Below are 23189 nucleotides of genomic sequence, written 5' to 3'. Positions count from 1 at the left end.
GTCGTCGGCTCCGAATACATGGCGTGCAGATTCTCGACCGGCAATCCGGTCTACCGAAGGCAGCATCATGTCCAAGCTGACGCCGCATTTTGCAGACGTGCAGGCGCACTATGACCTCTCCGACGACTTCTACCGGCTGTTCCTCGACCCGACGCAGACCTACAGCTGCGCCTACTTCGAACGCGACGACATGACGCTGGAAGAGGCGCAGATCGCCAAGATCGACCTTGCGCTGGGCAAGCTGGGTCTGCAGCCCGGCATGACCCTGCTCGACATCGGCTGCGGCTGGGGTGCCACCTTGCGACGCGCGGTCGAGCGCTACGACGTCAACGTGATCGGCTTGACGCTGAGCAAAAACCAGGTCGCCCACGTGCAGCAGATGTTCGACCAGATGGACAGTCCCCGCAGCATGCGGGTGTTGTTGCAGGGGTGGGAGGAATTCGACGAGCCGGTCGACCGGATCGTGTCCATCGGCGCGTTCGAACACTTCGGCCACGACCGCTACGACGACTTCTTCGAGATGGCCCATGACCGGTTACCCGATGGCGCGTCGATGTTGCTGCACACCATCACCGCGATCACCTGGGACGACGTAGAGCGGCAGGGCATACCGCTGACGTTGGAGCTCGCCCGGTTCGGGAAGTTCATCATGACCGAGATCTTCCCCGGCGGCAGGCTGCCTTCGGTGCCGATGGTGGTCGAACGCGCCACCCCGGCCGGGTTCCGGGTGACGCGCGTGCACGAGATCGGGCCCAACTACGTGCGGACCCTGCAGCTGTGGGCGGCCGCGTTGGAGGCCAACAAGGACGAGGCCGTCGCTGTCCAGTCCGAAGAGGTCTACGACCGCTACATGCGCTACCTCACCGGCTGCGTGCGGCTGTTCCGCGACGGGTACACCAACGTTCACCAGTTCACCCTGGAGAAGTAGCTTTGCGGCGACGCGCGCCGTGAGGCAGAAACCAGGGTCGTGGTGGTCCCTTGATCCGCAGCCATAACTACTGCCTCGCGAAGGTTAGTGCGCAGTGCACGCGTTCCGGCGCGGTGCGATCGCGTCGGCTTTGTTCAGCAAGCCGAACGGCGGCCATTGCTACGGCGCCCGTTCCTGACAGCAGATATTGCTGTCGCCAATCCACGTCGCCGCACATCGTCCGCGACGCCTGATAAGTCCGATCTATTCGCGGCATTCCGGAATTTGTCCTCGGACGCCGTCTCTGGTGCGTCGTGGGACGTGGCGATAAGAAACCGGTCCGGCAGCGCCAGTTTGCAGATTGTGCGCACGGTGAGCAGGTACTGGCGAAGCAACGGACCGGTCGTGTAGGGCAGGTCGTAGGCGAGGCACAAAGCGCGCACCCGTTCGGCGATCTCGGGGTACCTATTGCTCGGCAGATCAGGATAGAGGTGATGCTCGATTTGGTAGCAGAGGTGTCCGGTCATGAACGCCAGTACCGTGCCTGCCCGGAAGTTCGCGGCGCCCAGCATTTGCCGCAGATACCATTCGGGCTTCGTCTCACCCTCCAGCAACGACGGGGTGAACTTCTCCGCTCCGTCCACGAAGTGACCGCAGACAATCACCACGTACGCCCACACATTGCGCAGCCCGTTGCTCACCACGCTGGCCGCGAGTGCGCGACGCCAGCGCCGGCGACTCAGGGCAGGAAAAAGAACGTAGTCCTTGCCGGCCTGGCGAGCCATCTTGCGAAGCAGCGCCCTTGTGTGGGCGGACCTACTCTCGTCCGTCGTCTCGCTTTCCTGCACCGAATACAAGCCATGGATTGCGACGCCCCATTCGAAGGCCAGCGCCAGCAGCACCGCGTACAACGGCTGCAGCAAGGCGCTCGCCCGCCACTCCTGATCCCGGGTAACTCGCAATATTCGGAAGCCAAGGTCGTCGTCCACGCCGACGACGTTCGCGAAGACGTGGTGTCGGTAGTTGTGCGAGTACCGCCAGTGCGACGCGAGGCCGGCCGTGTCCCACTCCCAGGTATTGGAATGGATTTCCGGATCGTTCATCCAATCCCATTGACCGTGGATGATGTTGTGGCCGAGTTCCATGTTCTCGATGCACTTGGCGACGGCGAGCGCGGCGGTTCCGGCAGCCCATCCATATCTGCTTTTGCTACCGATGATGGCCACCCTCGCCGCGATCTCGAGGCACCGCTGAAAAGCGATGACCCGCCGGATGTATGCCCGGTCTTTGGCGCCGCGCGAATCCTCAATCTCGTAACGGATCGCGTCCAACGCGGCCCCGAGCGCCTCGACGTCCGCGTCGCTCAGATGGGCGTATTGAGATACTTCGGTGATGGCCATCGAACGCTCAAAGAGATCCGGGCATGGTGGCGGCAGGCTCTTCGCGCGAGGGCGCGCAGCGGACACGGTTCGCATACCGCGCCATCTCGCATCACGTCCGATCTACTAAGCGGTTGTTTACGGGCATGGGCGGCGGCCGGCGACCAAGTCAACGCCGTTGACGTAAACCATAGACCATAGAACTATCCGGGCAGACATCAGCAACAGCGACGGTGGCCCTAGTAGGGAATCATGCCGATCAGGCAGGGCCCGGTCGTGTGGTCGCAGTAGAAAATGCCGTAGAACGGGGCCGCGGCGAGGACGGACGCGAACAGCGCCGACATCACCGCTATCGCCAATGCGGCGAGCAGCGGCCGGTCCGGCACCATGGCCAGCATCAACCCGCCGACCGTGCACACGACGACATAGACCAGCGTGACGAACACGACTGGGGTCTTGTGCGGTGACAGGTCTTGAGTCCACCAGTAAAAGAGGCCCGGGCCGATCGCCGCTGCCGGGATCCAGACCGCGGCCAGCAGCAAAATCAGCTGCCACCACTTCACGTAGTGGTAGCGACCGGGCACGGTGACCGACTGAGCCGGCGCGGCAACCGGCTCGGCCGCCGCGGTCTCGGCTTCACCGGCCTGCGGTTGTGCGCCGGTGTCGAAGGTCGGCGTGTACGGCTCGGTGGTCGGCAGCGACTCGTGGTCGTCGCGGTCGTCATCAGACAGGGGTCATCACCTCGATCACAGCCAGCACCCCGAACCAGCCCGGCGCCAGCGCCAGCAGGAACGCGCCCAGCGCCGTCGCCCATCGACGCCGGGAGATCAGGATCAGCAGCAGCCCGGCGGCGGCGGGCAATCCGACCACCAGCGCGATAACGAGGTCGGACCGGACCCTGGCCTCGACCCGCCAGGTAACCGCGGTACCCGCCACTACCCCCACTGCGACACCGACCAGCATCGCGCTGGCCAACGCCCAGGCACGAGGTAGCGGAATCACGGTTTACGACGTTACTGCGGCCGCTCCCGGCTACCGGGGTGCGCGCGCGGCGCGCCGCCCGGGTATTGAACACGCGTCAGCTGCATCGGCCACCATCGGGCTACGGGTCGGTGGCCGCTCGCCGCGCGCATAGCCGACGCCGGTGATCACCGGGGTGGCCGCCAGCGCCGAGCTCTCTGCATCGCTGAATGTCCGCCCGCGCGACAGGAACCGCATGCCCTCCGGGGCTTCCAGGCTGAATCCGCCGCCGCGGCCGGGCACCACGTCGATGACCAGCTGGGTGTGCTTCCACGCCTCGAACTGCGGCCCGGAGATCCACACCGGCACCCCGCCACCAATGTCGAGTACGCCGAGCAGCACGTCGCGGTCGCCGACGATGAAATCCCCGTCGGGATAGCACATCGGCGAGGAACCGTCGCAGCAGCCGCCGGACTGATGGAACATCACCGGGCCGTGCCGCTCGGCCAGCTGCCCCAGCAGCTTCGCCGCCGCGGCGGTGACCACCACCCGGTCGACCCCGTGGCGCCGCTCCTCCTCATCGCTACGTCCCCAGCTTCGCGGGGGCCCCACTGCATCGTCGCCGGCGCGCATCAGAACAATCCGAGCGCCCGGTCCGAATAGGACACCATCAGGTTCTTGGTCTGCTGGTAGTGGTCGAGCGCCACCTTGTGGCACTCCCGCCCGAACCCGGACTGCTTGTAGCCGCCGAACGCGGCGTGCGGGGGATACACGTGGAAGCAGTTGACCCACACCCGGCCCGCCTGGATGTCGCGGCCGGCCCGGTAGGCGGTGTTGCCGTCGCGGCTCCACACGCCCGCACCCAATCCGTAGAGGGTGTCGTTGGCGATGCTCATCGCGTCGTCGTAGTCGCGGAACGACGTCACCGCCACCACCGGGCCGAAGATCTCCTCCTGGAAGATCCGCATCTTGTTGTTGCCGGCAAAGATCGTCGGCTGCATGTAGTAGCCACCGGAGAGGTCACCGCCGAGCTCGGCGCGCTCGCCGCCGGTAAGGATCTTGGCGCCCTCTTGCTTACCGATCTCGATGTAGGACAACACCTTTTCCAGCTGGTCGTTGGACGCTTGCGAGCCCAGCATGGTCTCGGTGTCCAGCGGGTCACCCTGCCGGACCGCCTTGGTGCGGATCGCCGCCAGCTCCAGAAACTCGTCATAGATGGTGTCCTGGATCAGGCTGCGCGACGGGCAGGTACACACCTCGCCCTGGTTGAGGGCGAACATCGTGAAGCCCTCCAGTGCCTTGTCCTGGAAGTCGTCGTTTGCGGCCATCACGTCGGAGAAGAAGATGTTGGGGCTCTTGCCGCCGAGTTCCAGGGTGACCGGGATCAGGTTCTGGCTGGCGTACTGCATGATCAGCCGCCCGGTGGTGGTCTCCCCGGTGAACGCGACCTTGGCGATCCGGTTGCTCGACGCCAGCGGCTTGCCGGCTTCGGCACCGAATCCGTTGACCACGTTGACCACCCCGGCCGGCAGCAGGTCGCCGATGAGGCTCATCAGGTAGAGCACCGAGGCCGGGGTCTGCTCGGCGGGTTTGAGCACGACGGTGTTGCCGGCGGCCAGTGCCGGCGCCAGCTTCCAGGCACCCATCAGGATCGGGAAGTTCCACGGAATGATCTGCCCCACCACGCCCAGCGGCTCGTGGAAGTGGTAGGCAACAGTGTCCTTGTCGATCTGGCTCAGCGATCCTTCTTGGGCGCGGATCGCCGCAGCGAAGTACCGGAAATGGTCGGCAGCCAACGGGATGTCGGCGCTCAATGCCTCCCGGATCGGTTTGCCGTTGTCCCAGGCTTCGGCCAGGGCCAGCTGTTCGCGGTGGGCGTCGATGCGGTCGGCGATCTTGTTAAGGATCGCCGCCCGCTGGGCCGGAGCGGTCTTGCCCCACACCGGGGCGGCGCCGTGCGCAGCGTCGAGCGCCTTGTCGATGTCGGCCTCGTCGGAACGCGGCACCTCGCAGAACGGCTGGCCGGTCACCGGCGTCAAGTTCTCGAAATACCGGCCCCCCGCGGGCGCCACCCACTCGCCCCCGATGAAGTTGTCGTACCGGGATTCATACGACATCAGCGCCTCAGCGGACCCCGGACGTGCGTAGACAGTCATCGAATCAGCTCCTCGTTCTTTTCCCGTGACACAACTCACAGTACCGCTGCAGCCGGTACAGCAAGCTGGGCGGTCAGACCGTCAGCCGTTCCACACGTTGTCCGGTGACTGCGGCAATCAGGTCGAAATCCTTGTCGATGTGGACCACGACCAAGCCCGCGAGCTCTGCGGTGGCCGCGATCATCAGGTCCGGAATCGATGGCGCCCGATGCATTCCCTTGTCGGCAAGCAGCAGTTGAACTTCCAGTGCCCGATCCTCGATAGCAGGCGTCAAGTATTCGACTGGCATGACGGACAGCGGCGGTACACGAAACCCCCGGCGCGCCGCAGCAGCCGTCCGCGCCGAGTAGGTGACTTCCAAGCGAGTGATACTGGCGATGCGCACCAAACCTCGCTCGATCCGGCTGGCCCATGTCGACGCGGCGGGGCTGCGACCCAGGCGAACAAGAGCAGACTTATCGATCAGCCAGGTGTTATTCGGATTCATCCCACGCCCGCGACATCACCTCGGCATCACCCAAATCAGCAAAAGTATCGGCGAAGGCCTGAAGATCGGTCTCTGCGACCGGCTGGCGGGCCGTCTGGGCGTCCTGGGTGAGGCGACGACGGATGTATTCGCTGCGTGACAATCCCAGCCTGGCCGCCAACGCGTCGAGCCCAGTCAACACCTCGCTGGGAAGATCGCGAATCAGGATATCGCTCACAGCACCACCTCCTGATATCGCAGGATATCACCGCTCTGGGGCGCCCGCTCGCCCTGCTGGTTGGCCCTCGGCGGGCCGCTGGTAAGCAAGAAACCACCATGATTTCCGACGACCCGTACCTATGGCTGGAAGACGTCACCGGCGAGAACGCGCTGGACTGGGTGCGTGCCCGCAACGAGCCCACGATCGCCGAGTTCGGCGACGACCAGTTCGACCAGATGCGCGCCGAGGCGCTCGAGGTGCTCGACACCGATGCCCGCATTCCGTATGTGCGGCGCCGCGGTGAATACCTGTACAACTTCTGGCGCGACGCCGCCAATCCGCGCGGGCTGTGGCGGCGCACCACGCTGGAGGACTATCGCAGCGATAACCCGGATTGGGACGTGCTGATCGACGTCGACGAATTGGCCCGGGTGGACGACGAAAGCTGGGTGTGGGGCGGTGCCGTTGTGATCAGACCCGAATACACCCGCGCGCTGATCAGTCTGTCCCGTGGTGGTTCGGACGCGACGATTGTGCGCGAATTCAATATGGCCACACGCCAATTCGTTACCGACGGGTTCAAGGTTCCGGAGGCGAAGACCCAGATCAGCTGGGCCGACCCGGATACCGTGCTGGTGGGTACCGACTTCGGTGAAGACTCGCTCACCGAATCCGGCTATCCGCGGATCGTCAAGAGGTGGTGCCGCGGCACACCACTGGCTGACACTGAAACGATCTTCGAGGGGTCGCGCACGGACGTCACCGTGTCGGCGGGCGCGGACCGCACGCCCGGTTTCGAGCGCACCTTTTTGAACCGCTCCCTCGACTTCTGGAACGCGCAGATCTACGAGCTGCGCGGCGACGAGTTGATCCACATCGACGCGCCCACCGACGCGACGGTCTCGGTGCACCGGCAGTGGCTGTTGATCGAGCTGCGCACCGACTGGTTCACCGGCGCCACCTCGTATGCCGCGGGCTCGCTGCTGGCCACCGACTACGACGAATTCCTCGCCGGCACAGCCGCTTTGCAGGTGGTGTTCGAGCCCGATGCGCACACCGCGCTGCACCACTATGCCTGGACCCGCGACCGGCTGGTCATGGTCACGCTGGCGGATGTGGCCAGCCGGGTCGAGATTGTCACACCGGGCAGCTGGCAGCGCCGACCGGTCGCCGATGTGCCTGTCAACACCAACACCGTCATCGCCGCCGCCGACGACACCGGCGACGAGGTCTTCCTGGATTCCAGTGGATTCGGCACACCGTCGCGGCTGCTGCACGGCACCGCCGACGGGCCGCTACAGCAGATCAAGTCTGCTCCGGCCTTCTTCGACGCTGCTGATCTGCGTGTCACGCAGCATTTCGTTACTTCCAAGGACGACACGTCGATCCCGTACTTCGTCGTACGACCCGATGACGCAACGGGTCCCACGCTGCTGGGCGGCTACGGCGGGTTCGAGGTGGCGCGCACCCCCGGGTACGACGGGGTGTTGGGCCGGCTGTGGCTGGCCCGCGGCGGCACCTACGTGCTGGCCAATATCCGCGGCGGCGGCGAATACGGCCCGGCCTGGCACACTTCGGCGATGCGCGACGGCCGACACAAGGTCTCCGAGGACTTCGCCGCGGTGGCAACCGATTTGGTGGATCGCGGAATCACCACCGTCGAACAACTGGGTGCGCTGGGCGGCAGCAACGGCGGGCTGCTGATGGGCATCATGTTGACCCAATACCCGCAACTGTTCGGTGCGCTGGTGTGCCAGGTACCGCTGCTCGATATGCGCCGCTTCCATCTGTTGCTGGCCGGTGCATCCTGGGTGGCCGAGTACGGGAACCCCGACGATCCCAACGACTGGGAGTTCATCTCCGAATACTCTCCCTACCAACATATTTCGGGGGAGGTGCGTTATCCGCCGGTGCTGATCACCACCTCGACCCGTGACGATCGGGTGCATCCCGGGCACGCCCGCAAGATGACCGCGGCGCTGGAGGCTGCCGGACATCGGGTCTGGTACTACGAGAACATCGAGGGCGGGCACGCGGGCGCAGCCGACAATGCCCAGATCGCGTTCAAGTCAGCGCTGAGTTTCTCGTTCCTGTGGCGGATGCTGGGACGCTGACGGTAATGTCGCGAAACAGGTCAGGCTGGATCGCCGTGCCGTTGGCGTGGGAATCGTAGTCTCACATCAGTGGCCCGCCTTCACCGGCGCGCTTCAGCGGTGGAGCCTGGCTACCGTACGGCTGCGCGGCCGGCTGGTCATCTCCCATTGTTGAGCAGCCGCAACAGCGCTGAGGGGATGGGTGATCGGTGCACAGCCCAGATGTAGGCGAGGCCGAATGCGATTAGCAATGCGCCCGCTGCGCGGATTTCGCTGTCGACCGTTGGATTCACGGCATCGCCACCGGGAACGGTGACCGTAGGTAGCAGGATGCGGCCTATTCCGAGGACGATGAGCACGATTCCGGCTATCCAGCCGAGTAGTTTAAGGGTCTTGATCAGCATCGTGGACTCCCGAAATCTGGCTGGCTCGGCGAGGCGGGTAAGACTGCTGCGCAAGTCATTGATCCGATCTTGCCTTCGCACAATGGTCGAGCAGCCAGCGGCTCCGAGTGAGACGATGCGAGTTAGGTGTGACACACCTAAACTAGGTGTACGGTTTGGTGGTGAAGGTCATCCAGATCCGCAATGTTCCCGACGAGGTGCACCGCACGCTGCGTACGCGGGCGTCCGCGGCCGGAGTGTCGCTGTCGGACTACCTGCTCGATGAACTGGTGCGAGTGGCGGACCGGCCGGCCATCGCCGACGTGCTGGCCCGATCGAGCCGACGCAGTGGCGGCGCCAGTGCAGACGCGATCGTCGAGGCGGTTCGCGCCGGGCGCGATCGGTGATCGTCGTCGACACATCGGCGCTCATCGACGCTGTGCTTACCCGCCCGCCCAAGCCCGGCTTGCTTGCGCGGTTGTCCGACGACGGTGATCTGCACGCCCCGCACCTAATCGATGTCGAGGTTCTGCATGCGCTGCGCCGCTTGGCACTGACGAGGGCCGTCCACGAAGCGCGATTGGACGATGCCCGCACGGACATCAAAGACATCACGTTGACCAGGTACCCGTTAGGCCCGCTTGCCGACCGTGTGTGGGGTTTGCGTCATCAGTTGACGGCGTACGACGCGGTGTTCGTCGCGTTGGCGGAGGCCCTGGAGGTACCGCTCATTACCTGTGATCGGCGGCTGGCTCGAGCCGGCGGGCACCACGCGCATGTGGAAGTGTTCTGAGCCATGCCGACACCCGAATTCGAAACACTCCTGTACACGACGGCCGGCCCGGTCGCCACCATCACGCTGAACCGGCCCGAGCAGCTCAACACCATCGTGCCGCCGATGCCCGACGAGATCGAGGCCGCCGTCGGGCTCGCCGAACGCGACCCCGATATCAAGGTCATCGTGTTGCGCGGCGCAGGCCGGGCGTTTTCCGGCGGCTACGACTTCGGCGGCGGTTTCCAGCATTGGGGCGAGGCCATGGTGACCGAGGGACGCTGGGATCCGGGCAAGGATTTCGCGATGGTCACCGCCCGTGAAACCGGGCCCACCGGCAAGTTCATGGCGATCTGGCGGGCGTCCAAGCCGGTGATCGCGCAGGTGCACGGCTGGTGCGTGGGCGGGGCCAGCGACTACGCGCTGTGCGCCGACCTGGTGATCGCCAGCGAGGACGCCGTGATCGGCACCCCGTACAGCCGGATGTGGGGCGCTTACCTGACCGGCATGTGGCTGTATCGACTCAGCCTGGCCAAGGTCAAATGGCACTCGCTGACCGGCCGGCCGCTGACCGGGGTGCAGGCCGCCGAGGTCGAGCTGATCAACGAGGCGGTGCCGTTCAAGCGGCTGGAGGTCCGGGTCGCCGAGATCGCCGCCGAGCTTGTGCGAATTCCGTTGTCCCAGTTACGCGCCCAGAAGCTGATCGTCAACCAGGCCTACGAGAACATGGGCCTGGCATCGACGCAGATGCTCGGCGGCATCCTCGACGGCCTGATGCGCAATACCCCCGACGCGCTCGACTTCATCGCGACCGCCGCCACCGAAGGAGTGCGGGCGGCGGTCGAGCGCCGCGACGGGCCGTTCGGCGACTACAGCCAGGCCCCGCTGGAGCTACGGCCCGACCCGTCGCACATCATCGTGCCGTGAACTGACTACGCCGGTGGCGTCAGCACCGTATCGATCATGTACACCTGCGCGTTGGCGGTGGGCACGCCGCCGCAGACCAAGCCGGCGTTGTTGATCCTGAGATCGTTGCCTTGACCGGTCACGTTCACGGTGCCGCCCTGCAGGGTCTTCTGACTGCCGATGACTTTGGCCGGGCTCAGCTGACCCTGCACGACGTGGTAGGTCAGGATCTTGTTCAACATGTCCGAGTTGGTCTTGAGCTCGTCGATGGTCGACGCCGGCAACTTGTTGAAAGCGGCGTCAGTCGGCGCGAACACCGTGTACTGACCGTTGTTGAGCGTGTCCACGAGGTTCACGTTCGGGTTGAGCTGCCCGGACACCGCCGCGGTCAACGTGGTGAGCTCCGGGTTGTTCGACGCGGCCGTCGCCACCGGGTCCTGCGACATTCCTTGCACCGACGCCGGACCGTCGGGATGCAGCGCGGCATAGTCCGCGCAGCCGGGGCCGACCAGATCTGCCGCCGCCGCGGTTGGGGCGGTGACCACCGCCAGACTTAGCACTGCCACCGCCGCGAAACTAGGTGCTGCAATCGTCTTGTTCATGCCCTTCGGCTCCCTTCGTCGCTCTGACAAGAGCTATTCGGAGCCGTGGGCACGCCGGATCGGTTGGTTTTATCCGTAGGTGAACGAATACACCGTCAACCCTTCGCTGAGACGGAATTCGAGTGTCCCACGGGCCACGTCGTTGCCGGAGACGATCTGATGTGAGGTCGGCGGTCCGCTGACCGGCAGCGTGGTCGTCTTCCCGTCGCGCGTCAAGGCCAGGCTCCCGGTTCCGCCGACGACGATGTAGACGTTTTTGGCGTGGTAGTTCAGCTCGATGCTCGAGGTGTTGCTGTCGGCGGTAGCGCCCTGGTAGTCGAGTGTCCACGGCCCCTGCAGCGCGAAGGAGTCATTCGGCAGCGACGGCCGGAACGCGAAGTTTGCCGAACCCTCGTCGTAGACGCCACTTCCGGCGTAGTTGGCCATCTTGCCCACGCCGAAGTACGTCTCGGGAGTCAGGTCCAGCGGCGGGGTGGTATCGGGCGCGTCCACCGGCGAAGGCAGCGTGACTTCGGGTTTGGCGTTCGTGAGCAGCTGCCGGATCAGCTTTTCGGTGACGTTGTAGTCCCCTTCGCCGAATTTGATGTGCCGCACGGTGCCCTTGGCATCGATCAGATATTCGGCAGGCCAGTACCGGTTGCGATAGTTCGTCCAGGTCGAGTAGCCGTTGTCCAGCGCGATCGGGTAGGTGACGCCCAGGTCGGCGGCGCCTTTCTGCACGTTGGCGGTGACCTTTTCGAATGCGTACTCGGGGGTGTGCACGCCGATGACCTCGAAACCGCTGTCGTGGTAGGCGCGGTACCAGCCTTCAATGTGCGGGATCGCGCGTTGACAGTTGATGCACGAATACGCCCAGAAATCGATCAGCACGACCTTGCCGTGCAACGCGTGCAGGTCGATCGGTTTGTCGCCAGGCGTGTTGAGCCACGCGGCAATGCCTTTCAGGTCGGGTGCCGGGCCGCAGTTCTGCAGCTGTGACGCGCCGTTCATGCAGTTCGACAACTGTTTGTTCTGGTCGTTGACGATGCCGCCGAGGTTGAGCTTTTGCTGGATTTCTTGGTCGCCGCCGAGCTTGGTCTGTAGCGAGCTGGTGTAGTCAGGGATGGTCCGCTGTAGGGCCGCGGGCAGGTTGAATACCAGCGCCACTGCCAGCAGGATGGTGACGATTCCCGCGGCGATGCGGATCTCGCGTTGGCGGCGCCGAAAGGCGCTGACCCGCTCGGCAACTCGTTGGCCGGCCAGTGCGAAGAACAGCAGCGGCACCGCCGTGCCCACGGCGAACGCCACGGTGAGCACGACGACGGGCAGACCGATGTTCGCGGTCGCGCCGGCCACCACGATCGCGGCCAGGACCGGGCCAGCGCACGGAACGTAGAGCAGGCCCAGCGCCAGGCCGAGACCAAACCCGTTGGTGCGAGTCGCAATCTGTTTTTGTGGGATGCGGGTGAACGGCCGCTCCAGCAACTGCTCGAAGCGCGGAAAGATCAATCCCAGACCGATCGCCGCCAACGCGACCAGCGCCGCCCAGCGGATGGCGTCCGGCGGCAGGTGCAGCAACGACAGCAATGCCGAGCCGACCAGCGTGACCAGGCTGAAGCTGCACACCAGGCCACCGATCACCCTATACGGCCGCAAGGCTTCACGTTTCGGCTTCACCGCAACCGCGACCGCACCCTCGGCCGTGGCCTGCGCCCCGGAGAAGAAGATCACCGGCAGCACCGGGAGTATGCACGGCGAAATGCCGGTGATGAGACCTCCGAGCACACCGATCAGCGCAAGCGACAACATATTTGACCGCTACTGGCCGGGTGGCATCAGCACAGTATCGATCATGTACACCGTCGCGTTCGCGGTGTGCACCCCTCCGCACACCAAGCCCGCGTCGTTGGCTTTGAGGTCGTTTCCTTGGCCGGTCACATTCAGGTCTGCGCCCTGCAGTGTCTTGTGGGTGCCGTCGACCTTTGCCGGGCTTTCCTGGCCCTGCACCACGTGGTAGGTAAGGATGCTCTTCAACTTCTCGGAGTTGGTCTTGAGCTCGTCGATCGTGGCGGCCGGCAGCTTGTCGAACGCGGCGTTCGTCGGCGCGAACACCGTGTACTGGCCGTTGTTGAGAGTGTCGACCAGGTTCACGTTCGGGTTCAGCTTGCCCGACAACGCCGATGTCAGGGTGCTCAGCAGCGGGTTGTTGGACGCGGCCGTCGCGACCGGGTCCTGCGCCATCCCGGCTACCGAAGCCGGACCGCTCGGATGCAGCGCGGCGTAATCCGCACATCCCGAACCGACGAGATCGGCCGCGGGATCCGCCATTGCGCTCGTGGTGCCCGGCGTTGCCATGCTGGTGGCCGGATTCGCGCTGGTCTCCTTCTTCGATTCGGATTTGTTGCTCGAACACGCCGAGAAGCCCACCATCGCGATCGCCGCCAGGCCGACCACGAGTGCCTTGCTCTGAACGTCCTTCATTCCGTTTTGGCTCCTTCGTCAAGGCGGCCAGCGCCGCCGCTCACGGTTCGGACAGTTGCTATTCGGAGCGGTCGCCGTCCTGGATGGGTCGACCACCCATCCCCCGGGCGGCACTCTCCGAATACCTGTTGTGCAACAGTCATTCGGACGTTCGGTCGCGGTGATCGGCGGCGGAGTCGCCGGTCTGACCGCCGCGTACGCCTTGTCCGACCGTGACCGCGTCACGCTCTATGAGGCCGCCAACCGGCCGGGTGGGCATGCGCACACCCACTTCGTCGACTGCGGCGACGGCACCGTCGTCGCCGTCGACTCGGCGTTTTTGGTGCACAACGACCGCACCTACCCGACGCTGTGCCGGTTGTTTGCCGAGCTGGGGGTGGCCACTCAGGACTCGGAGATGTCGATGTCGGTGCGCGCCGACGATACCGGGCTCGAATACGCCGGAGCGCTCGGCGTCCGTGGGCTGTTCGCGTGCCGGCAGTCCCTGCGACCCCGTTACCTGGTCATGCTCGCCGAGATCATCCGATTTCACCGCGCCGCGACCCGGCTGCTGAGTGGCGGCGACGAGCTGGAGACGCTGGAAGCCTTCCTGAAACGACACGGCTTCTCAACGTTTTTCGTCGAGAACTTCATCACCCCGCTGGTGGCGGCGGTGTGGTCGTGTGGCGGCGACGACGCGTTGCGCTACCCGGCGCGGTATCTGTTCAGATTTCTCGCCCACCACGGCATGCTGTCGGTGTTCGGTTCACCGACATGGCGCACGGTGACGGGGGGTTCGGCGCGTTACGTGCAGGCCATCGCGTCGCGACTGGCCGAAGTCTGCACTGGAACGCCAGTGCACTCGTTGCGCCGGTTGCCCGACGGCGTGCTGGTGCAAGCCGACGGTGCGGCACCACGGTTTTTCGACGCCGCCGTCGTCGCCGTGCACCCTGACCAGGCGCTGCGGTTGCTCGACGACCCATCCCCGTACGAAACGGCCGTGCTGGGGGCGATTCCATATTCGACCAACCACGCCCAACTGCACACCGACGAATCGGTGCTCCCCCGCCATCGTCGCGCCCGCGCGTCATGGAATTACCTGATCACGCCCGACAAAGACCACGTGCTGGTCACCTACGACGTCAGCCGGTTGATGCGGATCGACGGCAGCCGACGGTTTTTGGTGACCCTGGGCGGTCACGACCGCATCGATCCCGGGTCGGTGATCGCCGAAATGACCTACCACCATCCGCTGTACACTCCGCAATCCGTTTCCGCCCAACGTCTATTGCCCACCCTCGATGACGATCGGGTGGTGTTCGCCGGCGCCTATCACGGCTGGGGCTTCCATGAGGACGGCGCCGCGTCGGGGTTGCGGGCGGCGCGGCGGCTCGGCGCCGACTGGCCGGCACGCACCCGATCCGGGGAGACGGTCGCGTGTTGACGCCGGCGATCTACCGCACCACGATCACCCACAACCGGCAGGCCCCGGTGCAACACTCCTTCGAATACCGCGGCTACAGCTGGTATGTCGATATCGATGAGCTGCCGTCGCTGCCGTGGTGGCTGCGGCCGTTCGCGCGCTTCGATCCAGCAGACCACCTCGCCGGCCGGCCGGGCGACTCGCTGCGCGACCGGGTGGATGCGTTCCTGACCGAGCACGACGCCGCAGTGCCCGGTGGTCGCGTCACCGCGCTGCTGCAGGCCCGCGTGTTGGGTTACGTGTTCAACCCGATCAGCATCTTCTGGTGCCACGACCGCGGCGGCGTGCTGCGTCATGTCATCGCCGAGGTGCACAACACCTACGGGGAACGCCACGCCTACCTGCTGCCGCCGGCTAACACGCCGGTGCGGGTCACCAAGAAGTTTTACGTCTCGCCGTTCAATCCGGTGCTGGGCCACTACCTGGTCTTGGCGCCGCGCCCCGATCGGCGGGTGGACGTGATGGTGACGTTGTCCGGTGACGGCCAGCCGGCCTTCGTCGCTACCCTGCGGGGCACCGGGCAACCCGCCACCGCAGGCCACATCGCACGGATGCAGGTCATCGCGCCGCTGGCGCCGCTCGTGGTGGCGGCGCGGATCCGGATCCAAGGGATCACGTTGTGGCGGCGCCGCGTCCCGATGGTACGGCGATGATTGAAATGCGTGTGGCACCGATCGATTGGGAGCGCTGGCCGGCGGTCGCGCGGGTGCCGTCCGGGCCGGTGCCGGCGGTGGCGGCGGTTGTCGCCGACCGGCTGCTGAGGCGTGCGGCCGCACGGCTGCCGATGCGACTGATCTACCCTGATGGCTCGGTAATCGGGGCGGGTGACGCGATGTCTCCGTCGCTGGTGATCAATCAGCCGGACGCGTTGGCCCGCCGGATCGGACGTTACGGCCTGATCGGGTTCGGCGAGTCCTACATGTCCGGTGAATGGGAGTCGGATGACCTCACCGGGGTGCTGACGATCTTGGCGACCGCGGTGGCAGATCTGGTTCCGCCTGCGCTGCAGCGGCTGCGACCGATCGCCGTGGCGTCTCGGCCGGGGTCACCGCGGCGCAGCCGGGCGCAGGCCCGGCGCGACGTCGCGGCACACTACGACCTGTCCAACGATCTGTTCGCCGAGTTCCTCGACGAGACGATGACCTACTCGAGCGCGTGGTTCTCGCAGTCGCCGGCCTCCTGGCCGGATCTCGCCGACGCTCAACGACGCAAGATCGATGGCCTGCTCGATTCGGCTGCGGTCGGGCCGGGCAGCCGGGTGCTCGAGATCGGCACCGGATGGGGTGAGCTGTGCCTGCGTGCGGCCGCGCGGGGAGCGCAGGTCCGCTCGGTGACCCTGTCGGTTCAGCAGCAGCGGCTGGCGCGGCAGCGGATCGCCGCCGCCGGGCTGGCCGACCGCGTGCGGGTCGACCTGTGCGACTACCGCGATGTCGACGGCCGCTACGACGCGGTGATATCGGTTGAGATGATCGAGGCGATCGGCTTTGACGCTTGGCCGGACTACTTTCGGACTCTCGAGCAGCTGTTGATGCCGATCGGGCGGCTAGCGATCCAGGCCATCACCATGCCGCACGCCCGGATGCTGGCCACCCGCAAGACGCACACCTGGATCCAGAAGTACATCTTCCCCGGCGGGCTGATCCCTTCCGCGGAGGCCATTCAGGGCATCACGGCGCGGCACACCGGTCTGCGCACAGTCGACATGCGCTCGCTGCGCCCGCACTACGCCGAGACGATTCGGCTCTGGCGGGAACGTTTCCTGCAACGACGAATTACCCTGTCACACATAGGCTTCGACGAGGTATTTGCCCGAATGTGGGAACTTTACCTGGCGTACGCGGAGGCCGGGTTCCGATCCGGGTACCTCAATGTCTATCAGTGGACGTTCACAAGCGGTGCTGCCCCATGACCTTCGCCGTCGTCTCTGCTATCTCGGCTGCGGTGCTCGTCGTCCTCCAGGCGGTCACCTTTGGGATCGGGCGGCGCATCGGCCGCTACAACGTCGTCGACGTGGCCTGGGGAATCGGTTTTATCGCGGTCGCCGTCGTCGCCGCGGTCTTCGGCGACGGTGACCCGCTCCGCCGGTGGCTGCTGCTGGCGTTGGTGACGATCTGGGGAGTGCGGCTGAGCTGGCACTTGCACCGCAAGACGATCGGCAAGGGCGAGGATCCCCGCTATGCCGACATGCTGCGCGGCGCGACGCTTGGCCTGGTCGTGCGCAAAGTCTTCGCGCTGCAAGGCTTCGCGATCTGGTTCGTCTCGGTGCCGCTGCAGGTCTCGGCGGTCACCGGACGCACACCGCGGCACTTGTTGGCGGTCACGGCAGCCGGGGTGGTGCTGTGGGTCATCGGCGTCGTCTTCGAAGCCGTCGGCGATCACCAACTGCGGGTGTTCAAATCCGACCCGGCGCATCGCGGTGTGGTGCTGGACCGCGGTCTGTGGGCGTACACGCGCCACCCCAATTACTTCGGCGATGCGTGCGTGTGGTGGGGATTGTGGCTGATCACGATCACCGGTTGGTGGTCGTTGGCTTTCGTGCTTTCCCCGCTGCTCATGACCTACTTTCTGGTCTTTGCCACCGGCGCCCGGCTGGCCGAGAAGTACATGGGCGGCCGCCCCGGCTTCAGCGAATACCAACGACGGACATCATTTTTCGTCCCGCGCCCGCCGCGATCGGCACGGCGATGACGGTCCTCGTGCCCGAGCGGCTAGGCTACCCGTCAATGACCGAAGCGACGCCGCGCGCGAGCAGCGACCTCGACGCCTTGCTGCGCCGGGTGGCGCGCCGCGACGGCGACGCGTTCGCCGCGTTATACGACCACACCCGGGCGCGGGTGTACGGGTTGGTGTTCCGGGTTCTACGCGACGCCGGATATAGCGAAGAGACCACCCAGGAGGTCTACCTGGAGGTGTGGCGAACCGCGGGCACATTCGATTCCGCCAAAGGCTCGCCGCTGTCCTGGCTGCTGACCCTGGCGCATCGGCGCGCCGTCGACCGGGTCCGCTCCGAACAGGCCGGCAGTCGCCGGGAATCCCGCTACGGCACCGCCAACATCGAACTGTCCACCGATGTCGTCGTCGATTCGGTGATCACCCGCGACGAGCAGCGTCGGGTCACCGACTGCCTGGACGGGCTGACCGACGCGCAGCGACAGTGCATCGAGCTGGCCTACTACGGTGGGTTGACCTACGCCGAAGTCTCGCAGCGGTTATCGGCCAACCTGTCGACGATCAAGTCGCGGATGCGCGACGCACTGCGCGGACTACGCAACTGCCTGGGTGTGTCATGACCGAGCCGACCGAATTCGAATTGCTGGAGCTGGCCACGCCGTACGCGCTCAACGCCATCTCCGACACCGAACGCGACGCCATCGACCGGCAGGTCGCGGCCGCGCCGGCGCGGATCGGCGAGGCCTTCCGCGATGAGGTGCGCGCGGTCCGCGAGACGATGGCGGTGGTGTCGGCGGCAACCGCCGCAGAGCCGCCGGCCGGCCTGCGTGCGGCGGTGCTCGCCGCGGTGGGGTCCGGAACCAGGCGCCAGGCCCGGTGGCGCACCGCAGTATTGGCTGCGGCAGCGGCAATCGTGGTGGGCTTGGCGGCATTCGGGGCAGGTATCGCGCTGCGGCCGCCACCGACGCCGACGGTCGCCGAGCAGATCATGGCGGCACCGGACGTGCGGACCGTGTCACGCCAACTGGCCGACGGCGGGACGGCGACGGTGGTGTTCTCCCGGGACAAGGGCGCCGGTGTGCTGGTGATGAACAACGTGCCCCCACCGTCGCCGGGCACCGTGTATCAGATGTGGCTGATCAGCGGCAAGGGACCGGTCTCGGCCGGAACGATGAACACCGCCGCCGTCGCACCGTCGACCACTGCAGTGCTGCCCAGCCTCGGGGATTCCAGCGTATTGGCGTTCACCGTCGAACCCGGCAACGGCTCGCCGGCGCCGACCGGCGAGATCTTCGCCGAGCTGCCGTTGAGCTGAGCGGCTTAGGGGGACGTGACTATCGCCGAGCGCCTGACGGCGTTCATCAACGACGTCATCGGAATCGACCTGCCTTTCAGCTGGTAGGCGGCACATTGCGGCCCGACGAGCTCCGCGGCTGTGCAGGCGGCGACGCAGGGTTGCCGGTCTGGTCGCTTGAACACGACAGGGGTATGACCGCGATCAGGGAAAAACCCGCAGCCGCAACTTTGCGATACTGGAGATGTCGCATGCTTTTAACCCCCATAGTCGCGCGTCCTAACCCGGTGACCTTCCCCTTCTGCGGGTAACCCGGAACACGTACCTATGGTCGGCCAGGACCGTGCGTACCGCTTCCCAGTGAAGCTTGACCAGGTGCGCCTCGTCGCCGTCATTAGCTGGGCGCAATCATGCCGGCAACACGCGATTACATCCCCCCAAAACAGCGGAGAACACCTCATCCACACCGGCGGGAGTCGCGCATCGTATCTGCAACTGCCAATAATCACCCCCCTAGAGGTTGGGCATCAAGCGCCCATCAGCTCCGCGAGCCGTGCATTGGTCGCTTCGAGCATCACTCGAATCGCCCCCACCATCTTCTGCCGAACCCGGGGGTCCTCGGGCAGCTTGTCGAACATGCCCCGCAAGATGTTGAGTCGTGCCGATTCTAGCCACTGCGTCAGCTCAGGGTCCTGTAACCACCGCAGCTGAGCGCGGTTGTCCGATATTGTGATCCGAAGCCAATCGTAGGGTTCATCTGGGTGAGGAATAGGTTCGCACAATGCATTTCGCGCGTCATCGTCGGCATATGCTGCCTCGACATGGGCGATTAACGCCGAGCTGAACACTTGTTGGCATCCCCGTACGCTCTGCAATGTGATGCGATCACCGTCGAACACCGGCACTGACGGTGGACGCGGCAAGCCTGCCGTCGTGCAGTCCACATACAGCGAGTCTTTCTGCGCCGGAAGGCTGCCGTGCTCAAGGACGAGTTCGTTGCGTTCCACCCGTTCGATATGACCCAGGCGCACGACGTCGTGGATCCTGCGTAGCTGCTCCAATTCGGCCAGCGAGATGATCGCGCAGTGGTACATCGTGGGCCGAACCCGTGGGTCGATGCGTAGAAGACCGCCCACCGCCTCGACCCGTTCGAACAGGTCGTCCATCGACGTCGCGGCGGCGATGGCCTTCGTGCGGTTGGCGAGACTCGATTGCAACTGTGCGGCGAACAACGACCCCGGCTGCACGTTGGCTCGGTTCATCAGCCACGAGTCGCGCGGCATGATCCAGCGCAACCGATCCGGTGAGACACCATGGCGTATGAGCCACAGGCACCCGTCCATCCCGGTCTTGCCCGCCCCGACGATCGTGTAGTGATTCCGCCCGGGTGCTAGCCGCGGCAGCTCGTTGGGCGGCACGGCATCGACACCGTCGGCAACCGGAAACGGCCGAGCCCTCATCGCCGGAACCACGGTCAGCAGGTAGGTCGCATTAATTACCCGTCGTCTTACATTGACGGTGTGCTCGGCTCCATTCAACGTACGAAAGCGCTTGTCGCCCAGATATGTCGACATCGGGAAGTACGACAACCTTCCGGTCGGCAGGAGGTTGTGGCGCATCACCTGGTCGTAATACGCACATACCTCACTCCCGGTGGCAAGTTCGTAGAATCCCTTGTTCCAACCGGCATGGTCGATACGATCACTGCCCAAAGCGCAGGAGTTGATGCCGTAATAGGCCGATGGCTGGTGCAACCGCACGAACGGGTAGACGGAGGTCCAGTGACCTCCCGGTTGTGGGCCGGCATCGACGAGCGCGACGGTGGCATCGGTCTCGGCGATGAGCGTGTCGACGAACGCCATCCCCATGGCGCCCGCCCCCACGACGAGGTAGTCGGCATCGAATGCTGTCACTAGTCGGGACGGTACATGGGGTAGGGCAGCCACTCGGTGCCGGGTGGCGTAGGTGACCGGGATGATCTTCGCCGAGCTGCCGTTGAGCTGAGCGCTTCGCTGGTCTGGCGTGGAGATTGCCGTCAGGGCCGTGATTTTCGCCGACTCACAGCCACCCCGGCAATCTCGCTGAGCTACCTTATCTCCCACAGGCTGCCCAGTACCGCGACGAGCACCCCCAGCACCACCAGCGCGCCGCCGGCCGCCAGGGTCAGGTCGAGCCAGTGGTGCAGGCCGGCTTCCGCGTAGCCGACCATGACGTCGGCGATGCGCCGGATATCGCCGGCGGTGTGGTTGAGCGCGACGTTGATGCGGCGGCGGGCGATTTCAATCGCTGCCCAGCCGCCGGCGCCGACCAGCAGCGCCGAAACCCCGAGACTGGCCAGCGCCCGGCCGCGGCTGCGGGCAGCGGCCAGGGTCAGCAACGCGCAAATCCCGGTCAGTGTCACCGCCCCGATGCTCACCCACGGACCCCAGGTAGTAAGTGGACGTAACTTCCCCGGCTGCAACGCCTTTGGCGTCGATACCGTCACGGGCATGGTTGCCGTCGACGGCACCCGCACGTGGTAGTCGGCCAGCAGCTGCTGAAAGCTCTCGTCGTTCAGCATCGGGGCCAGGTCGATGACCCAGGGGCCAGACTGCGTGCCGTTGAATAGCCATCGGTGCGCCAACCGGTTGGCCTGCGCGAACTGCGGCGGGAACGCCGGACCCGCGGTGTAGGCGGTCGCGATCCGGTGCACCAGTTGCGAATCCACCCGGTAGCCGTGGTCGTTGATCAGCGCCGTCGCCTTGCTGCTCAGCTCCGACGCCGCGGCGGTCTGCAGCGCCGGGTCAGCCGCGGCGCTTTCGGCCAGCGCCGCATAGCCGTCGACGTCGACGATGTTGTGCTGCGCCCACGCCGCCGGCACCGCGACCGCCAGCGCTGCGGTGGTGAGTAGCCACAACAGCACGGTGGCCGCGAAGCGCACCTCTATTTGGCGGTGCGGCGCGGACGCGCCAGCGCCATCCGGGTCATCATCCGGTTCATCCGGGTCAGCGACTTCGGTGAGTTGTTGTAGTAGTTACCGCCGGCGCCGACGTTGGTCCGCGGCGCGACGACGGTCTCGACACGGCAGTACTTGCGCAGTCCCTCGGCGCCGCCGAACCGGGCGCCGATACCCGACGTCTTCCACCCGCCCATCGGTGCGGTGGTGCACATCAGGTTGCTGATCACGTCGTTGACGTTGACTGCACCGCAATCCAACTGCAGCGCAATGTTCTTCGCACGCTCAGCATCACGGGAGAAAACCGATGCGCTCAATCCGTACTCGCTGTCGTTGGCCAGCCGGATCGCCTCCGCGACGGTGCCGACCTTCATGATCGGCAGGGTGGGGCCGAACGTTTCCTCGGTCATGGCGGCCATCGAGTGATCGACGTCGACCAGCACCGTGGGCGGGTAGAAGCTGCCCGGCCCGTCGGCGCGCTGCCCGCCGGTCAGCACGCGCGCTCCCTTGGCTTTGGCGTCGGCGACGTGACGTTCGGTGACCGCCAATTGGTCGTCGTCGATCAGCGCGCCGTAGGTGTATCCGTCGCCGGCGCCGACCTGCAGCGCCTTGACGTCGCGGACCACCGCGTCGACGAACTGCCGGTAGGCCGACTCGAGCACGTAGACCCGCTCGACGGACACACAGGTCTGCCCGGCGTTGAACATCGCGCCCCACACCGCGGCGTGGGCGGCCAGGTCGATGTCGGCGTCCTCGCACACGATCATCGGGTCCTTGCCGCCCAACTCCAGGCTGACCGGCGTCAACCGGCGGGCGGCACGCTCCATCACCTTGCGCCCGGTCGTGCTGGACCCGGTGAATTGCACGAAATCGACGTTGTCGACGACGGCCTCGGAGACCTCGCGGGCGCCCTGCGCCAGCGCGAACACCTCGGGTGCACCGGATTCCAGCCAGCCGCGCCGCCGCACCTCCGCGGTCAGCGGCGTGCGCTCGGATGGCTTGAGCAGCACCGCACAGCCGGCAGCCAGCGCCCCGATCGCGTCCATCAGCGCGTTGGCCACCGGGTAGTTCCACGGCGCGATGACCCCGACTACCGGCCGCGGCCGGTAGTGCACGGTGATCTTTTTGATCGCCAAAAACGGCAGCGCCGCCGGGCGGCGCTCGGGTGCCAGCGCCTTCTCCATCGTCTTGATGTAGTACGACAGGATCATGATCAACAGCGGCACCTCTTGGGTCGCGTCGAGCGCCGACTTACCGGTCTCCTTGATCAGAAGTTCTTCGATCTCGTCACGATGCTCACCCAGCCACACCGCGAAGCGGGCCAACGCCTTGGCGCGTCCGGTGGCGCCGCGTTGTTCCCAGTCCCGTTGGGCCGCGCGCAGTCCGGCGGCGATGGCCGCGACGTCGGCCGGATCGGTCCAGTGCACCTCGCCGGCGACCGCGCCGGTGGCGGGGTTCAAGACGGTGCCGGTGCCGGAGAAATCGGGTGTGAGGGATGTGGTGGCAGTCATGCCGCTCATGCTA

25 protein-coding genes are annotated in these 23189 nt (G+C 65.7%); 11 read left to right on the top strand and 14 right to left on the bottom strand.

Annotation, left to right across the window (positions count from 1 at the left end):
• Positions 1-67: 67 nt before the first annotated feature.
• Complete coding sequence (locus tag ACRDTL_RS05675) at positions 68-928, top strand: cyclopropane mycolic acid synthase family methyltransferase (protein WP_431505739.1); 861 nt, start codon at positions 68-70, stop codon at positions 926-928.
• A 134-nt stretch (positions 929-1062) separates the two neighbouring features.
• Here the strand turns inward: ACRDTL_RS05675 and ACRDTL_RS05670 are convergent, their stop codons facing one another.
• The 7 genes from ACRDTL_RS05670 to vapB all read right to left on the bottom strand — a co-directional run bounded on the left by ACRDTL_RS05670 (position 1063) and on the right by vapB (position 6106).
• Positions 1063-2307 carry a fatty acid desaturase family protein gene (locus ACRDTL_RS05670; RefSeq protein ID WP_431505738.1) on the bottom strand — a complete coding sequence of 415 codons (1245 nt, stop codon included), beginning with the start codon at positions 2305-2307 and terminating at the stop codon, positions 1063-1065.
• Positions 2308-2525: 218 nt separating this feature from the next.
• A complete protein-coding gene (locus ACRDTL_RS05665) occupies positions 2526-3017 on the bottom strand; it encodes a hypothetical protein (RefSeq protein WP_431505759.1) in 492 nt (163 codons plus the stop codon).
• Positions 3010-3288, bottom strand: coding sequence for a putative holin (locus ACRDTL_RS05660; protein ID WP_431505737.1), 279 nt, complete (start codon positions 3286-3288; stop codon positions 3010-3012). The genes ACRDTL_RS05665 and ACRDTL_RS05660 overlap by 8 nt, the downstream gene beginning before the upstream one ends.
• Positions 3289-3318: 30 nt before the next feature.
• Positions 3319-3879 carry a DUF779 domain-containing protein gene (locus tag ACRDTL_RS05655; protein ID WP_431505736.1) on the bottom strand — a complete coding sequence of 187 codons (561 nt, stop codon included), beginning with the start codon at positions 3877-3879 and terminating at the stop codon, positions 3319-3321.
• Positions 3879-5402 (bottom strand): acetaldehyde dehydrogenase ExaC, encoded by a 1524-nt coding sequence (exaC, locus tag ACRDTL_RS05650; RefSeq protein WP_431505735.1) that lies wholly within the window; start codon positions 5400-5402, stop codon positions 3879-3881. Before exaC ends, ACRDTL_RS05655 begins: the two co-directional genes overlap by 1 nt.
• Before the next feature lie 73 nt (positions 5403-5475).
• Complete coding sequence (locus tag ACRDTL_RS05645) at positions 5476-5889, bottom strand: PIN domain nuclease (protein WP_431505734.1); 414 nt, start codon at positions 5887-5889, stop codon at positions 5476-5478.
• Positions 5876-6106 (bottom strand): type II toxin-antitoxin system VapB family antitoxin, encoded by a 231-nt coding sequence (gene vapB / locus ACRDTL_RS05640; RefSeq protein WP_431505733.1) that lies wholly within the window; start codon positions 6104-6106, stop codon positions 5876-5878. The genes ACRDTL_RS05645 and vapB overlap by 14 nt, the downstream gene beginning before the upstream one ends.
• Before the next feature lie 98 nt (positions 6107-6204).
• On the opposite strand from vapB, the gene ACRDTL_RS05635 reads away from it, so the two are divergent.
• A complete protein-coding gene (locus ACRDTL_RS05635) occupies positions 6205-8202 on the top strand; it encodes a prolyl oligopeptidase family serine peptidase (protein ID WP_431505732.1) in 1998 nt (665 codons plus the stop codon).
• Between the two features lie 137 nt (positions 8203-8339).
• Here the strand turns inward: ACRDTL_RS05635 and ACRDTL_RS05630 are convergent, their stop codons facing one another.
• A complete protein-coding gene (locus ACRDTL_RS05630; protein ID WP_431505731.1) occupies positions 8340-8585 on the bottom strand; it encodes a DUF4345 family protein in 246 nt (81 codons plus the stop codon).
• Between the two features lie 161 nt (positions 8586-8746).
• On the opposite strand from ACRDTL_RS05630, the gene ACRDTL_RS05625 reads away from it, so the two are divergent.
• From ACRDTL_RS05625 to ACRDTL_RS05615, 3 genes are read left to right on the top strand one after another with little or no spacing between them, the layout of a single operon-like run.
• Complete coding sequence (locus ACRDTL_RS05625; RefSeq protein ID WP_431505730.1) at positions 8747-8971, top strand: FitA-like ribbon-helix-helix domain-containing protein; 225 nt, start codon at positions 8747-8749, stop codon at positions 8969-8971.
• Positions 8968-9357, top strand: coding sequence for a type II toxin-antitoxin system VapC family toxin (locus ACRDTL_RS05620; protein ID WP_431505729.1), 390 nt, complete (start codon positions 8968-8970; stop codon positions 9355-9357). The genes ACRDTL_RS05625 and ACRDTL_RS05620 overlap by 4 nt, the downstream gene beginning before the upstream one ends.
• Positions 9358-9360: 3 nt before the next feature.
• A complete protein-coding gene (locus tag ACRDTL_RS05615) occupies positions 9361-10263 on the top strand; it encodes a crotonase/enoyl-CoA hydratase family protein (protein ID WP_431505728.1) in 903 nt (300 codons plus the stop codon).
• Between the two features lie 5 nt (positions 10264-10268).
• Here ACRDTL_RS05615 and ACRDTL_RS05610 read toward each other — a convergent pair whose 3' ends face one another.
• From ACRDTL_RS05610 to ACRDTL_RS05600, 3 genes are all read right to left on the bottom strand, one after another.
• Positions 10269-10844 (bottom strand): fasciclin domain-containing protein, encoded by a 576-nt coding sequence (locus ACRDTL_RS05610; RefSeq protein ID WP_431505727.1) that lies wholly within the window; start codon positions 10842-10844, stop codon positions 10269-10271.
• 69 nt (positions 10845-10913) lie between these two features.
• Complete coding sequence (locus ACRDTL_RS05605) at positions 10914-12632, bottom strand: cytochrome c biogenesis protein DipZ (RefSeq protein ID WP_431505726.1); 1719 nt, start codon at positions 12630-12632, stop codon at positions 10914-10916.
• Between the two features lie 9 nt (positions 12633-12641).
• A complete protein-coding gene (locus ACRDTL_RS05600; RefSeq protein ID WP_431505725.1) occupies positions 12642-13304 on the bottom strand; it encodes a fasciclin domain-containing protein in 663 nt (220 codons plus the stop codon).
• 130 nt (positions 13305-13434) lie between these two features.
• On the opposite strand from ACRDTL_RS05600, the gene ACRDTL_RS05595 reads away from it, so the two are divergent.
• From ACRDTL_RS05595 to ACRDTL_RS05570, 6 genes are read left to right on the top strand one after another with little or no spacing between them, the layout of a single operon-like run.
• Positions 13435-14727: an NAD(P)/FAD-dependent oxidoreductase gene (locus ACRDTL_RS05595; RefSeq protein WP_431505724.1), complete on the top strand. Its 1293-nt coding sequence runs from the start codon at positions 13435-13437 to the stop codon at positions 14725-14727.
• Positions 14721-15419, top strand: a complete 699-nt coding sequence (locus ACRDTL_RS05590) for a DUF1365 domain-containing protein (RefSeq protein ID WP_431505723.1) — start codon at positions 14721-14723, stop codon at positions 15417-15419. The genes ACRDTL_RS05595 and ACRDTL_RS05590 overlap by 7 nt, the downstream gene beginning before the upstream one ends.
• A complete protein-coding gene (locus ACRDTL_RS05585; protein ID WP_431505722.1) occupies positions 15416-16675 on the top strand; it encodes a class I SAM-dependent methyltransferase in 1260 nt (419 codons plus the stop codon). The genes ACRDTL_RS05590 and ACRDTL_RS05585 overlap by 4 nt, the downstream gene beginning before the upstream one ends.
• The gene (locus ACRDTL_RS05580) at positions 16672-17454 is read left to right on the top strand and encodes a DUF1295 domain-containing protein (RefSeq protein WP_431505721.1); all 783 of its coding nucleotides are present in this window, start codon (positions 16672-16674) and stop codon (positions 17452-17454) included. The genes ACRDTL_RS05585 and ACRDTL_RS05580 overlap by 4 nt, the downstream gene beginning before the upstream one ends.
• Positions 17455-17489: 35 nt before the next feature.
• Entirely contained in the window at positions 17490-18056 is a 567-nt protein-coding gene (locus ACRDTL_RS05575; RefSeq protein ID WP_431505720.1) for a sigma-70 family RNA polymerase sigma factor, read from the top strand.
• On the top strand, positions 18053-18751 hold the full coding sequence (locus ACRDTL_RS05570; protein WP_431505719.1) for an anti-sigma factor: 699 nt from the start codon (positions 18053-18055) through the stop codon (positions 18749-18751). The genes ACRDTL_RS05575 and ACRDTL_RS05570 overlap by 4 nt, the downstream gene beginning before the upstream one ends.
• Positions 18752-19257: 506 nt before the next feature.
• On the opposite strand, the gene ACRDTL_RS05565 is transcribed toward ACRDTL_RS05570, so the two are convergent.
• The 3 genes from ACRDTL_RS05565 to ACRDTL_RS05555 all read right to left on the bottom strand — a co-directional run bounded on the left by ACRDTL_RS05565 (position 19258) and on the right by ACRDTL_RS05555 (position 23176).
• Positions 19258-20643, bottom strand: a complete 1386-nt coding sequence (locus ACRDTL_RS05565) for an NAD(P)-binding protein (protein ID WP_431505718.1) — start codon at positions 20641-20643, stop codon at positions 19258-19260.
• 173 nt (positions 20644-20816) lie between these two features.
• A complete protein-coding gene (locus ACRDTL_RS05560) occupies positions 20817-21650 on the bottom strand; it encodes a hypothetical protein (RefSeq protein ID WP_431505717.1) in 834 nt (277 codons plus the stop codon).
• Positions 21651-21652: 2 nt separating this feature from the next.
• On the bottom strand, positions 21653-23176 hold the full coding sequence (locus tag ACRDTL_RS05555; protein ID WP_431505716.1) for an aldehyde dehydrogenase family protein: 1524 nt from the start codon (positions 23174-23176) through the stop codon (positions 21653-21655).
• Positions 23177-23189 lie beyond the last annotated feature (13 nt).

It is taken from the genome of Mycobacterium sp. (genome assembly GCF_050700595.1).
GTDB lineage: Bacteria > Actinomycetota > Actinomycetes > Mycobacteriales > Mycobacteriaceae > Mycobacterium.
The sequence above is the reverse complement of the archived record's forward strand: the minus strand, read 5'-3'. Positions and strand labels throughout refer to the sequence as shown.

Bases quoted from the DNA above. Each gene is read 5' to 3' on its own strand.
- ACRDTL_RS05675 (WP_431505739.1), top strand. From the start codon at position 68: ATGTCCAAGCTGACGCCGCATTTTGCAGACGTGCAGGCGCACTATGAC.
- ACRDTL_RS05670 (WP_431505738.1), bottom strand. From the start codon at position 2,307: ATGGCCATCACCGAAGTATCTCAATACGCCCATCTGAGCGACGCGGAC.
- ACRDTL_RS05655 (WP_431505736.1), bottom strand. From the start codon at position 3,879: ATGCGCGCCGGCGACGATGCAGTGGGGCCCCCGCGAAGCTGGGGACGT.
- exaC (WP_431505735.1), bottom strand. From the start codon at position 5,402: ATGACTGTCTACGCACGTCCGGGGTCCGCTGAGGCGCTGATGTCGTAT.
- ACRDTL_RS05645 (WP_431505734.1), bottom strand. From the start codon at position 5,889: ATGAATCCGAATAACACCTGGCTGATCGATAAGTCTGCTCTTGTTCGC.
- ACRDTL_RS05635 (WP_431505732.1), top strand. From the start codon at position 6,205: ATGATTTCCGACGACCCGTACCTATGGCTGGAAGACGTCACCGGCGAG.
- ACRDTL_RS05630 (WP_431505731.1), bottom strand. From the start codon at position 8,585: ATGCTGATCAAGACCCTTAAACTACTCGGCTGGATAGCCGGAATCGTG.
- ACRDTL_RS05615 (WP_431505728.1), top strand. From the start codon at position 9,361: ATGCCGACACCCGAATTCGAAACACTCCTGTACACGACGGCCGGCCCG.
- ACRDTL_RS05610 (WP_431505727.1), bottom strand. From the start codon at position 10,844: ATGAACAAGACGATTGCAGCACCTAGTTTCGCGGCGGTGGCAGTGCTA.
- ACRDTL_RS05605 (WP_431505726.1), bottom strand. From the start codon at position 12,632: ATGTTGTCGCTTGCGCTGATCGGTGTGCTCGGAGGTCTCATCACCGGC.
- ACRDTL_RS05600 (WP_431505725.1), bottom strand. From the start codon at position 13,304: ATGAAGGACGTTCAGAGCAAGGCACTCGTGGTCGGCCTGGCGGCGATC.
- ACRDTL_RS05585 (WP_431505722.1), top strand. From the start codon at position 15,416: ATGATTGAAATGCGTGTGGCACCGATCGATTGGGAGCGCTGGCCGGCG.
- ACRDTL_RS05580 (WP_431505721.1), top strand. From the start codon at position 16,672: ATGACCTTCGCCGTCGTCTCTGCTATCTCGGCTGCGGTGCTCGTCGTC.
- ACRDTL_RS05575 (WP_431505720.1), top strand. From the start codon at position 17,490: ATGACCGAAGCGACGCCGCGCGCGAGCAGCGACCTCGACGCCTTGCTG.
- ACRDTL_RS05570 (WP_431505719.1), top strand. From the start codon at position 18,053: ATGACCGAGCCGACCGAATTCGAATTGCTGGAGCTGGCCACGCCGTAC.
- ACRDTL_RS05555 (WP_431505716.1), bottom strand. From the start codon at position 23,176: ATGACTGCCACCACATCCCTCACACCCGATTTCTCCGGCACCGGCACC.